At 61.8% G+C, this 12,735-nt stretch carries 10 protein-coding genes; 2 read left to right on the top strand and 8 right to left on the bottom strand.

What is annotated here, in order from left to right:
* Positions 1-3 precede the first annotated feature (3 nt).
* The 6 genes from LPB405_RS07050 to galU form a co-directional block, all read right to left on the bottom strand.
* Positions 4-1,182, bottom strand: coding sequence for a glycine betaine ABC transporter substrate-binding protein (locus tag LPB405_RS07050; RefSeq protein WP_219100896.1), 1,179 nt, complete (start codon positions 1,180-1,182; stop codon positions 4-6).
* Positions 1,182-1,691 (bottom strand): NUDIX domain-containing protein, encoded by a 510-nt coding sequence (locus LPB405_RS07045; RefSeq protein WP_005508451.1) that lies wholly within the window; start codon positions 1,689-1,691, stop codon positions 1,182-1,184. The genes LPB405_RS07050 and LPB405_RS07045 overlap by 1 nt, the downstream gene beginning before the upstream one ends.
* Positions 1,692-1,717: 26 nt before the next feature.
* Positions 1,718-2,920 carry a LysR substrate-binding domain-containing protein gene (locus LPB405_RS07040; RefSeq protein ID WP_219100895.1) on the bottom strand — a complete coding sequence of 401 codons (1,203 nt, stop codon included), beginning with the start codon at positions 2,918-2,920 and terminating at the stop codon, positions 1,718-1,720.
* 96 nt (positions 2,921-3,016) lie between these two features.
* Positions 3,017-3,517 carry a DedA family protein gene (locus LPB405_RS07035; RefSeq protein WP_219100893.1) on the bottom strand — a complete coding sequence of 167 codons (501 nt, stop codon included), beginning with the start codon at positions 3,515-3,517 and terminating at the stop codon, positions 3,017-3,019.
* 422 nt (positions 3,518-3,939) lie between these two features.
* On the bottom strand, positions 3,940-5,568 hold the full coding sequence (locus LPB405_RS07030; protein ID WP_219100892.1) for a hypothetical protein: 1,629 nt from the start codon (positions 5,566-5,568) through the stop codon (positions 3,940-3,942).
* A gap of 321 nt (positions 5,569-5,889) precedes the next feature.
* Positions 5,890-6,798, bottom strand: coding sequence for a UTP--glucose-1-phosphate uridylyltransferase GalU (gene galU / locus LPB405_RS07025; protein ID WP_005508447.1), 909 nt, complete (start codon positions 6,796-6,798; stop codon positions 5,890-5,892).
* Positions 6,799-7,153: 355 nt separating this feature from the next.
* Here galU and LPB405_RS07020 point away from each other — a divergent pair, with 355 nt between their 5' ends.
* Complete coding sequence (locus LPB405_RS07020) at positions 7,154-7,813, top strand: 5-formyltetrahydrofolate cyclo-ligase (protein WP_257604886.1); 660 nt, start codon at positions 7,154-7,156, stop codon at positions 7,811-7,813.
* Between the two features lie 240 nt (positions 7,814-8,053).
* The gene (locus LPB405_RS07015; protein WP_005508445.1) at positions 8,054-8,239 is read left to right on the top strand and encodes an FmdB family zinc ribbon protein; all 186 of its coding nucleotides are present in this window, start codon (positions 8,054-8,056) and stop codon (positions 8,237-8,239) included.
* Between the two features lie 109 nt (positions 8,240-8,348).
* On the opposite strand, the gene LPB405_RS07010 is transcribed toward LPB405_RS07015, so the two are convergent.
* Positions 8,349-8,636 (bottom strand): hypothetical protein, encoded by a 288-nt coding sequence (locus LPB405_RS07010; RefSeq protein WP_219100888.1) that lies wholly within the window; start codon positions 8,634-8,636, stop codon positions 8,349-8,351.
* A complete protein-coding gene (locus LPB405_RS07005) occupies positions 8,629-12,630 on the bottom strand; it encodes a DEAD/DEAH box helicase (RefSeq protein WP_219100886.1) in 4,002 nt (1,333 codons plus the stop codon). The genes LPB405_RS07010 and LPB405_RS07005 overlap by 8 nt, the downstream gene beginning before the upstream one ends.
* Positions 12,631-12,735 lie beyond the last annotated feature (105 nt).

Raw genomic sequence — 12,735 nt, 5'->3', positions numbered from 1 at the left:
GCTTTACTTTCTAGGGTGATCCAAAATGAATTGTGCTGCGTCATCATCTGCGATGGGGTTGGAACCGCTAGTCAGACGCAACAGGAACGAGAGGTTACCCGTGTCTAATGTAGATGATACGCGGTTAATTGCCGTCCGGGCGCTATCTGGCAGGGTACGGCGAATAATGGGCACCAGTTGCTGCTGCAAAAGCGCCGTCGAGGGGTCTTCCAGGGTGACCAGGCGATTCTCTTCAATCGCGGAGTCGCTGCTGTGCAGCAGGGTCACCTGCACGGTGTCTGCGGTGAGGGCGTTGACGCGCTCGGCGGGGTCGTCCTGAATCTTCGGGTCGTGCACACGGTAACGGTAGAGGCTACGCAAAGAATCCACGCCGTAGGTGCCGCTGGAGTACCCGGTCGGGATGGAGAACGCCAGGGAAGACTGCACCTCACGCAGGTTCGCGAGGGAGTTGAGCTTGTGGCGGGCGCTCACGGCGCGGGTAGTGACCAGCACATCCTTGTTGGTGGCGCTAGCACCGTTGAGAAGCATGAGCTCTTCGGGCAGGATGCGCGAGATGGCGTTAGTCATGTCGGTGGTGCTCATGGCGCGCAGGTTGATGGGGTCAGCGGATCGGGTGGAGCTTGCCGAGGGGCTCGCGGTACCGTCCGTAGCATGTGCGGAGGTGGTGCTCTCCTCCGTGGTGGGGGTGGCCGCCGGGGGCAGGGTCACGCCTGCGGCTTGAGCGGAGGCACTCACGGAGGCGGCAATACGTTCGTTCTGCGCGGCGGCGGGGCTGATTTTGCCGTCGTCGGTCAGGTAGAGCAGCAGGTCGCCGCTGTAGTCGATAACCAGGTCCAGCGATTCAACGGCGGCAGTGCTACTGGTTTCCTCATCGTCGGGCAGAGTTGCGGTGGGGGTGGCGGAGTTTGCCGAAGGAACCATGAGCCCGCGCAGGGCGGTAGCGCGACTGTTGTCGGTGTCGACAAGTTCAACGGAGTAGCCAACCTGTCGCAGGGCGCGCGCGTACACGTGCGCAACGGCGCGCATCTCACGCAGGGCACCGTAGCCGATGCGCAGAGTACCGTAGCTGGACGCGGAGGGATCCACGTGCGGGGTCGTGTCGTTGCTACCGCAGGCGGCGAGCAGCGGCATGAGCGCCAGGGAGGTGAGCGCCGCACGGCGGGTGAGGGTTAGTCGGTTCATTAGGGAAGCTTCCGTGCGTTTTCGTCGGCGAGAAATTCGCGGTATTCGCGTGCCCAGCTGGCGGCGTTGGAGTAGCCCATCATGGAGGCAACCTCGTCGATGAGGGTGCCGTAGCGGATGGTGTCTAGCTCAGCGATGGGTACCCAGCGTGCGGTGTCGGAGGAGCCGTTGATTTCGTGGCGCAGTTCGCCGGTGACAATGTGGGCGCGGAAAACCACCCGCAGGGCGCAGAAGGGGAGCGCCTGCGGGTCTTTCTGGGTGGAGCGCACGGGAAAGTGTCCGGCGTGCACACCCAGAATGTCTTCAATGGCGACGCTGTAGCCGGTCTCTTCGAGGGTTTCCCTCAGCGCGGTCTCGTCCGCCTGTTCGCCGGGTTCCATGCCGCCTCCGGGCAGGGACCAGAGGGGGCTGAGCGCGCGATCTTCGGGCACCCAGCGGGTCATGAGCAGCTTGCCCTGCTCGATGATGACTGCGTAGGCTGCGGGTCGGGTTTCCATTGCTAATGCCATGGTTTGATTTTACCGTCTATCGTTCTTTATCGTTTCTTGCCGCGGCGTGCGCTGGCGGCTTTGGCGGACTGTCGAGCGTGCTGGCGTGCGTTGCCGTTTTTCTTGGCGTTGGCGCGCTTTTTATCGCGGGCTTCACGGCGGGCGTTGGCTGCTCGTGCCTTCGCTTTTTCCTTTGCTTTTTCGGCGGCGATGCGTTCGGCGCGTGCCTGTCGGGTTTCGCTACCGCGGTCGCTGGTTGCGGTGCGGCCGCGCACAATACCGATGAAGTCCTGCAGGAGCGCCTCAAGCTCTTCACTGCGCGGCTCGCCCTTGGGGGCACGCGGCCAGACCAGGTGCACAGGGTAGGTGTCCAGACCCGCAACGGGGCGGTAGGTGAGGTCCTTGCGGTGGTAGAAACGCGCGATGGACATGGGCACAATGTACAGGCCCACACCGGCGGCAACCAGCTCGATGGTTTCCTTATCGGTCAGACCTTCGGGCACGATGCGACCGGCACTCTCACGCCATGCGCGGGAGACTTCTTCATAGGCGGGAATATCGGAGGCGGGCTGTAGCAGGAACTCCTCGGCAAGCTCCTCCACGGGTACCTCATCGAGCACGGTGAGCACGTGGTCCACGGGCAGAATGACCACGGGCAGCTCCTCGTAGAGGCGGATGCTGTGGTATTTCTCGCCGTCGGTGCTTGCCGGTTCGCGGTCGGGGCGCACAATGCTCATGTGCGCGAAGGGGGTCTCGGGTACGTCCTTGCGCTCAATGGGGGCGTGCTCGGTAGCCTCAGCGCTAACCTCGACGGGCGTCTCGGAGACAGCGGCACCCTCTTCTGCGGATCCAGCAGCGGGGTTATCGGCGGGATCAATCAGGCACAGGTCCTGATGCAGAGAGTCCAGGCCGCGCGCCTCACGCACGGGCACCTCCGCCAGCTGCACGCGGTCACCGAAACGCTCATGCCAGCGGTTGAACCACTTACCGGGCATAATCGCCGGCACGTAGCTAACACGCAGCACGGAGCGCTGCAGCACGGGGACGGGCAGAGCCTCCGGAGTCTGGATCATTGCCAGCTGCTCGGGATGCAGGTACACGCGGGTGGGAGCCTCGGCGGGCGCTTCGGTTTCTACCTCATCGGTAGCGTTTTCGGACGCACTCATCTCGGGGTCGATTGCGGTGAGGGCAGGGTCGTTGGCGAGCTGCTCTTCGGGGGTGCCTGCGGTGGAGGATGCGGATGAACTCATCCCTCCACGCTAGCACATCTTGGGCGGGGGTATTGGGGTCAGATGAGTGGCCTCAACCCGGCGAGATAGTGCTCCTATCCCCTGCTGGAGGCAGGACTAGTTCTCGCTGATATTCGCCGTATCGTTCTCAACGCTTTCGCGGTTGATGCGGCGTTCACGCAGCTGAGCAACAATCACCATTGCCGTAATAACGATGGCGAGGGCGAGCGGGAACATCCAGGGTTCCAGGCCGAGCGCGGCAAGAATTGCGAAGCCGATGGTGGTGTAAATACACGCCCACATGAAGGTTCCAACCAGCATCGCGGGAACCCAGCGACGCAGAGGCATTTTCGTGAAGCCGGTCGTGATGATGACCGCGGTTTGCAGACCCACGGTGAGAAAGCAGAGGGGCACAGCAATAACGCCCCACCGGTTAATCAAGCGGCGCGCTTTACGGTAGAGCGGGCTGTCCATGGCTTTGCGGATGCGGTCGAGGCGGGCACCGCCTTCAGCAGCAAGCGCGCCAAGAGCGTACACGATGCTGGTGCGGACGATTCCGACCACCCACATGAAAGCTAGGGCAACCTCAATCGGGAGTGCGTCAAACCAATCTTTCACCCGGCTATTCTCTCATGAGTGGGCGATATTAACCTGATTGAAGGTTCTTTGAGGCTTCTTATTCGACTTTTGGAGGGGTCAGAAAATTTTTTTAAATTTTTTCAGCCGGGGGTTATTGCCCCTTGTCGCCTGCAATGGCGCGGATTTTACTTAGGGCAACCTTAGTTTATTGACAGGGTGTCGCTATTTTCAGCTTGTCACCCGCACGGGAATTAGGATATATTTTTATTACCGAATAGGGCAGGCCTTGTGGGAAGGCCTTCCTAATCGGTCTAGAAGACTTTCTTCCTGTGTGTGATGCTAGAAAAGGAACCCCATGGACGGGGTTCCTTTTCTTTTTAACTTCTTCCCAATCATCCCCAGGCATACAAAAACCCCGACAGTGTGAACTGTCGGGGTTTTATGCGTGTCTGGAGCAAAGTCTACTTCTTACCCTGGTTCTTGTCCTGGCGGTGCAGTGCACTCAGCGGCTTAGGCAGCTGAACCGGGTTCCAGGTGTTGCTAACCGCCTCAAAGGAGGAGCCGGCACCGGGGTGACGGTTCGTCGAACGAACACCGCCGGTCGCAGTAGCACCGGTCGAAAGAGCCGAATCGTTCAGCGAGGCGATATCCAGCGCGTCGAATTCGGAATCATCCAGGACATCCGGCAGAGGAATCTCTTCGGGAATCGGCTGAGCGGGAGCCTGAGTAGCAGGTGCCGCAGGTGCCTGACGGACGGGCGAGCCGTCGCGCAGAGCCTGGCGAGCCACCGGCTGAGCCGGATGAATTGCCGACTGCTGAACAGGAGCTGCTACCGGCTGTGCGGGTGCCTGAGCGGGGGCCTGCTGAACCTGAGTAGGCTGAACGGGCTGTGCAGGCTGAACGGGCTGTGCAGGCTGAGCGGGAACCGCAGGTGCCTGAGCGGGCCGACTCGGAACTACCGGAGCCTGCGCTACCCGCTGAGGCTGTGCCGCAGTACGCGGTGCACCGGAGGAAGTAGCGGAACCGCTCTCCTGATCAAAGAGCACGCTACCACGGCGAATCGGCTGGAAACGGCTCGGACGCTGCTGCTGGCGACGCTCCTGACGGTGTGCGACGGGCGCCTCCGCCGCGCGGGCAGAACGGGCAGGTACGGCACGAGAAGAATGAGCAGGTGCCGCAGCAGGCGCTTCCGCACGAGGAGCCGCCTCGGGAGCCTCATCGGAGGACTCCACCGCGATGTGCGCGCGGCTCGGACGTGCCGCCTCGCGGTTCACACCATGTACAGGCTTGCGGGTAGTAGCCTCACGGGTGGCGGGGCGAGCATGATGCGCAGGCTCTTCAGCAACTTCAGGCTCCACACCCTCAGCCGCCGAGTCCTCTACAGGCTCAGAAGCGTCATCGCCGGCTTCTTCATGTTCATCGGACTCTTCGTAGGCTTCGTCCTCCTCATCACCTTCTGCCTTAGCTTGGCGTGCATCGCGGCTCGCCTTGACCTGGTTAGCAACAGACTCCAGCAGACCAAAACGGCTCACAGCCCATGCACCGCCGGCAAGAATCAGCAAGAGAACAGCCCAGCCCCACGCCAGAACTCCAAAGAGCGCCAGAAGACCGGTGACCAGGGCAAGCACACCCAAACCGGCAGCAACCAGCAGGGCAATACCGCTCGGACTCGAAGTATCAAAGTAGGACAGCGGCGAGGACTTTGCGTCCTCCACCACCGGAATCTCGTCGGTGTAGGGGGCAGTCGGGGAAGATTCGCGAATCTGCGAAATAGAAGCCGTATCGGGCGCAGGCTGGGCGGATTCCTCCACCGCGTGGGAGGAACGGGAAGAAGCCTGCGGAAGAGCAGAAGAGGGCAGGGAGGTGCCCGGTGCCACCGCGTGATCGGAGGACTGGTATGCCTCCGACTCGTTCAGCAGCACACCGGCGGAGGCGAGAATATCCTCCGCGGTACGCTCAGCACTAATCAGGGGACGTTCAGGCTCCATGACAGGGCCAGCGGGCGCGCGACGCAGGCTCCTGGGCACAAACCACAGCAGCAAAATCACGGTCAGAATTACCAACACGCCGGAGGTGTTCAAAAGCGTCATATTCAGGTCGCCCTCTATCGTCCCTTTATCCCTAGACTTTAATCATACCCTTATATTCCCAATGCTTTCCATAAGCGGCAAGAATCGGGCTGGATATGCACATATACCCCAGAAGGAATATGCACACTACAACGTCGTCGCGTCCCTGCACAAGGCACACCCTGGGCCCTCACCCAGTAGCACCCCAAGCACATAATAGACACATACGACGCAAAGGAAGGCGCCCTCCCTTGGGGCTAAAACGCCCCACCGGAAAGAACGCCTTCCTCAGCGTGGTTGGTATTTATCGGTTGCCCTCTTTAGAGAGCGGATGCAGAGTAATTAGCAGTTCTCTGCGACAAAGTCCTTCAGCCATGCGCGCAGGTCGTCACCGAACTCGGGGCGCTCAGCAGCAAGAATAACGTTTGCCTTCAGGTAGGACAGCTTGTCACCGGTGTCGAAACGGCGGCCGGAGAAGACCACGCCGTAGACGCCTTCACCTTCGCCCTCACCCTGGGCCAGGGTCTGCAGGGCGTCGGTCAGCTGAATCTCGCCGCCACGGCCCGGAGCGGTGTTCTCCAGAACCTCGAAGACTTTCGGGCTCAGAACGTAACGGCCGATCACAGCGTAGTTCGAGGGAGCCTCATCAGCCGCAGGCTTCTCAACCAGACCGGTAATCTTAACGAAACCGTCCTCGCCCTCAACAGCCTCAATAGCAGCTGCGCCGTAAGCAGAAATAGCCTCGCGAGGAACCTCCATCAGAGCAACGACGGAACCGCCGGTGCGCTCCTGGACCTCCACCATACGAGCGAGCAGGTCTTCCTTCTCGTCAATCAGGTCATCGCCGAGCAGAACAGCGAATGCTTCGTCACCAACGTGGCGCTTTGCGCGCAGAACAGCGTGGCCCAGACCCTTGGGGTCGCCCTGACGCACGTAGTGCAGGTCGCCACCCATCTCATTGGTAGCTACCACGGATGCGAGTAGGGCGTCCTTACCCTGCTCAGCGAGCTGCTGCTCCAGAACGGGAACGCGGTCGAAGTGATCCTCGAGAGCGCGCTTGTTACGGCCGGTAATCATCAGAACGTCGTTCAGACCGGCACGGATTGCTTCCTCCACCACGTACTGAATCGCGGGGCGATCAACGACGGGGAGCATTTCCTTGGGGGTTGCCTTCGTTGCGGGCAGGAATCGGGTGCCCAGACCAGCAGCAGGAATAACTGCCTTAGTAACAGACTTAATTTCAGTAGCCATGCCACAAGAATACCCTAAGTTGTAAAGTGCTTAAGGCGATTTATAGACACTATGACATGAAAAAATCTTCAACGTGACTAACTGCATATCCACAGCGGCACATTCTTCGGCGTGCAAAGAAAATGCACCCCACAGAACTCAGCACTATTTTTCTCAAACCCTATACTAAAAAGTGGAATCCACGTCCCCGCAGATATAGGTCAATTTTCACCACCCACCAGGGCAGTTTTACCCTGCGCACGGATACCTCTCAGCCACGATACCTCTCAGCATAGAGTGAACGCACCTTACTTCCTACGGGACGCGCCACTCCCCAACCCTTCACACAAGACCCGCAACGACGATGGGACACACCATGCACCTCAACACAACCCCCGCCACCAGCAACTCCGACGCCGGTGCCAGAGCAGACGATATCTCCCTAGACAAAGACATTCTCCGCTCCCAAATCCGCCCGCGCCGCCTCACCGCACGCAGCCACCGCGGCGAACACGGCCAGCAGCAGGTGGAAGAGCTCTTCACCGCCCACATCCTCGAAGCAGTCGCACAGCGGGTCCACTCCCCCGGTATCATCGCGGCGTACCTGCCCACCAAGTCCGAACCGCCCATCGTCGAGGCGCTAACCCGCCTGCACAAGGACGGACACCGCATCCTCGTACCCGTCGTACGCCCCGGTCGCAAACTCGCCTGGGTGCACTGGGATCCTGCCGTCGAGCATCCGCTCAGCCCCATGGGCATCCCGGAACCCGAAGGCGAAGAACAGGACGAACGCGCCTTCGTCGACGCCGACCTGCGCCTCATCCCCGCACTCGCCTTTGATGCCGGCGGGCACCGCCTCGGTCAGGGAGGCGGCTACTACGACCGCATTATTCCCCTGCTCAGCGCACAACAGCTGGAGGAGCAGAGCATCGGTATCGTCTTCAGCGACGAAATCTACGAGGCTGTCCCCTACGACCAGTGGGATGCTATTCTGCCGGTCATCCTCACCGAGCAGGGTATCTACCGCACCCGTTAGCAGGTCTAAAAGTACCCGATTCTCTCGTGCCCGTTTCACTCCTGATTGACACCCCGCATCTTTCTGCAAAAGCACAAAGATATGCGGGACACACCCACAAAATCACTCAGGAAAAAGGCAAAAAGAAACCAGAAATAGCTTTTTGAGAAGAAAACGCAAATAGCTCCCAACGTTTCAAAAGCGGTACACTCAAACCACGTTAATAAACCATCCCAGCGAAAACGGATACAGAAGGACAAAATGCCGGTCTACGTTTACCAGTGCAAGAATTGCAACCATGTCTTTGAACAGCGCCAGTCCTTTAGCGACGATGCACTGCGCATCTGCCCGCAGTGCGGCGAAGAAACCCTGCGCAAGCGCTACAACACCGTCGGAGTGACCTTCAAAGGTTCCGGCTTCTACAGCACCGACAAGGGCAACTCCTAAACGGGGTCAACTCCTAAACGGGGTCCCACACCAGCCCAAAAGAGGGGCGGGGCAACACACGTTGCCCCGCCCCTCGGCGTTTTAAGAAGTGCTCTCCCTCAGGAAGACGCTACACGATATTGTTACCCCAATGCGGAGGACGCTGCTGACGCATCCATTCCAGACGCTCACGCTCCTCCGGGGTCAGCGGCTGCGCAGAAGCAACCGCTCTCTGAGAACTCTCCTTCTGGGCATCAGCTTTCTTCGGGGAAGCCCCCGCGGCAGAGGAAGTACCCGAAGCCACAACCGGAGGCGTAGTCACGCCCACCAGCAGAGGCTCAGCCCCGCTCACCGAACCGCCGCCGCTCACACGACGGTGCCCACGGCGCGGCTTCGGCGTTGACGAATAGCTAGCCACGGACCTCAGCGTCCTCGTCCATATCCAGGTAGTGCAGCACGCGCGCCACCACGGCGTCCGGATCAGCAAATACTTCCAGGGTGCCCAGCGTAATGTAGTTCCAGCCCGTGCGGCTCAGACGCTCCGGCAGCAGACGGGTACGCTCACGCACCGAAGCACGCGCATAATTCGGCTCACCATCGGAGCACGCCACCAGCGGCATAGCCGCCGGAACACTCGGGTTCGAAGAGACCACGGGAGCCACACCCAGCGCGGGAACCGGCTCAGCCGCCAGCTTCTCCGGGGCGTGCGCAATCAGAGCGATATCGCCCTCACCGCGGGTCACACGCACACCGCGAGCCTGCAGACGCGCCACCAAATCGTTCAAAAGCCAGTCGCCCAAATCCGGGGTGTCCGCATCGTCAGCCGCCAAGAACGCGTTACGCGGCAGGGTCTCCGGCACGCGCTGTGCCTTCGCTTCCACCTCTTCACGCGCCTGACGTTCCGCGTGTTCACGCAGCAGGTGGTAGAAATCTACCGCGCCATGATGCAGCTTCTGCGGGTCCAGCTCGGACGGGTCAATACACGAAACGATGCGCAGGGCGCGGCGGGCACGAGTCAACGCAACCACAAAGCCCTGACGACCGTGCTCGGCAGACAGCTGACCCAAATCATACGACGCCTGACCCAGGCGGGCACGGCCCACGCCCAGGGAGAAAATCACGGTGTCGCGCTCGAGGCTCTCGGCGCGGGTCAGGTCGACCACGCGGAAAGATTCCTCACCGGCGGCAAAGAACGGCGCCAGCTGCGGGTACAGGCTCAGGGCGTGACGCACCGACTCAGCCACACGCTGAGCGTGCTTCGGGCTAGCCGTCACCACCGCCAGCGAACGGTCCGGGGTGCGGTACGCGTGCTCGAGCACCAGGTTCGTGACGCGCTCCACCTCAACACCGGGCGAATCCAGGTTCGCGTTATCGCTGACCTTACCGCGAGTATCAATGTACTCAACGGTCAGCGAACCGGCAGGCTGGGCGGAGGCGCGGCTCACCGGAGTCGCATGCAGCTGCGAACCGTAGAACTCACGGTTCAGGTAGTCGAGAATCACCGGGTCCATGCTGCGGTGCAGCATCGCCAGGGTGCGGTTGGGCAGTACGGTAGCGAGCACGTCGAAGGTGCTGTCCAGTTGCTCGTCGGTCGGCTCGGGAGCGCCGAAAGTCGGCGCAGACACGATGAACGGCGAGGGGTAACCCGAGTGCGGGTCGCCCAGGGCAATCACCTGGTCGGCGCGGGTAATCGCCGGCAGGTTCGCCGCCAGCGGGGTCGACTCGGAGTCCAGCAGCAGCACCGTATCAAAACGCATGGAGGCGGGAACCTTACGCGCAAGGGCGAACGGGCTCGCCGTCCACAGCGGAAACAGGGTACGCGCCATGACCGGGGCGTGAGTCAGCAGCTCTTCGAGCACGAACTCGTAGCCGCGCAGCTGGCTCTTCAGGTACGCCGCCTGGTCGTGCTCAGACTCAATACGCTCGGTCCACACGCGCGCAACCTTCGCCAGCAGACGCGCCGGGGCGCTGGTCATGTGGGCGTAGTCGGCACGGCGGAAACGGGACTCCGTATCGCGCAGGCGGTCGCCATCCAGCAGCTTACCCTCGTGATGCTGCAGCAAGAACTCCAGGGCAGACTGCCACCAGGCAAGCTCCAGCTCATCGGAAACAACCTCAGTCGGAACCTGACGCGCGTACAGGTCATCGAGCAACTCCGACAGGCCGCGCTCACGCAGCTTCTGAGTCAGGGCGTCACGCTCCGGCAGGGTCATGAGCAGCACGCGGTCCGCCATGAGGGCATCCAGGCGCGCATCCAGAGCATCCAGGTCGGTGCGCACGAAGTCGGTGCCCTCAATGGTATCCGCAAGAACAATACCCAGACCCGCCAGCTCAGACACCAGAGAGTTCAGGGCTGCAGCCAGCTGGTCCAGGTTCTCCGGAATCTGCGGGGTGCGGGGCGCCTCAATGTGGCGAATCCACTCGGCACGCTCAGCCTGAACCACCTTCAGCTGCTCGTGCAGGTCACCGATATTCACGCCGGGCAGGATGTATTCCTTCGCCGCGCGGCGCAGGCGGGAACGCTGCATACTGCTCATCTCGATGCCGTTCTCACGGCGCCACGAACCGGAGGCAGTCGCCGCAATCAGGTCGGTCACCGGGCGGTCGTAGACATCCGCACGGAAACGCTTGAGCGTCTCACGGATACGCATCAGAATCGCCAGCTGCGACTCCCACTCAGCGATGGTGCGGCCGCGGCGCAGACCCAGCATGGCGCTGGTCTGGTTCATCGCCTCACGCAGGTTCAGCAGGGAGGACTTGAGGGTAATGACCAGGGCGTACGCCTCGGCGGCTTCCTCGTCATTGACCAGGCGGGCACGGTACCACGGGGAGGTGCGCGAAGCCGCCGCAAAACCATCAATCTCACCCAGACGCACCAGCTCGGCACGCACCTGCTCACGCTCCAAGAGCGAATCGAGCATAGGGCGGTCAAAACGCACGCGGGTTGCCGGGCCGTCCTCGGAGGCGGTCAGCTCAGCCAGACGCTGCAGCGCCGAGTAGACAGAAATCTGCCAGTTGGCGTCCTTGTTCAGCAGGGCACGAGTGTGGTCGAGCAGCGCGGCACGGGTCGCCACAAGCTCTTCGTTCAGGTCCTCAGAGTTAGGCTCTTCGGCGCCCTCATTACGCACGATTGCGCGAATGAACTCGGCGCGCTGAGCCTCAGCATCGTGCTCGGCAAGCAGGTCGTAGCGCAGGCTCTCAATACCGGTGCGCTTGAGCAACGCCGAGAATTCAGCGAGGGTGGAGCGCTTCTCGCCCACCACGAGCACGGATTTACCGCGACCCATCAGGGCGAATGCAATATTCACGGCGGTACGCAGCGGCTCGGTGCCGGGCGCCGCAGTGATGGTGAAGGAGAATCCGCTGACCGCGGTGTCGACAATTTCCTGGGCGTTCGCATCCGCGTCCAGCAGGAGCATTTCCTCTGCCGGGTCACGCTGGTCCAGGGGCGGCTGCAGGTTGTGGGCGTTGAGCTCGCGCGGCTTCACGCCGGGCACCTTCAGCGCCGCCAGGTCACGAACCAGCGGGGTGATGGCGGTGTGCGGCAGTTCGCCCAGGCTTTCCTTCAGGTCAGCAAAGGTCGAGATGAAGTACTTCGACTCGATGGTCATGCCCGGAATACGGCCTGCTGAGGCGCGCATACGTTCAATGACCGGCTCGGGGTCCAGACGGGACATGGAGTTCGCCAGCTGCGCCACGTCCATAGTGCCCAGGTCGATGCCGTACTCCTGCTTGATCTGGCGGACCATCGCCGGGTTTAGGCGTGCGGAACCGGCGAGGCGCAGCTCGAAGTCGTCATCCTTCGGGTGCGGGGTGATGCTCAGCGGCGCCATGAGAATCGGTGCGATGAAGCGCTTCTCGTAGGCGGCGGCATCCTCGCGGGTGTCGTGTGACAGCCAGGAGGCGGTACCCGCCACGAAGTAGCCGGAGTCCAGGCCGTGGTCGGTGGCGAGCTCGTAGATCTTGGTGCGCAGGGTGCGTGCGGAGCGCATGCCCGCCTCCAGCTGCGACTTGTCGCGCAGAATCGTGGAGAGGCGGGTCTTACGTCCGGCGAGCAGCTGTGCCAGGCCGGAGGGGTTCGCCTCGGACAGGTCGATGTGCACGTAGTCGACCTGGTTGAAGTCGAGCATCGCGTCGGGACCGGTGTAGACGTCCATCTGTTCCGCCCAGCGCTCAAGCCCCGCCGAGGGGTCAAAGTCCTCGTGGGCGGGGTTCAGGTGTGCGGGCAGCTCGGCGATGTTGATTTCGTCGGCTACTTCGTGGGTTTCCTCTGCTGAGGTCGCGGCGGCTGCGGCGGGCTGAGCGGTATCAGCCGGGGCGCCGGGTGCGTGTTGCGCGTCGGTAGGCTCGGGAATCTGGTTCACGTCGTGAGTGTCCTTGTGGGTCAGTGCGGTGTACGTTTGCGCGTACACACCGAAGATGGTGGTTCTTCCGGGGTCCTCTGCCCGGTGTGCCTCATGCTGTGTTTCAAGCGGGGCGGGTGTCAGTGCGCGCCTGCGTGCTTAATGCGCCGATGT

Origin of the sequence: Rothia mucilaginosa, from assembly GCF_019334805.1 — a bacterium.
Lineage (GTDB): Bacteria > Actinomycetota > Actinomycetes > Actinomycetales > Micrococcaceae > Rothia > Rothia mucilaginosa_C.
The sequence above is the reverse complement of the archived record's forward strand: the minus strand, read 5'-3'. Positions and strand labels throughout refer to the sequence as shown.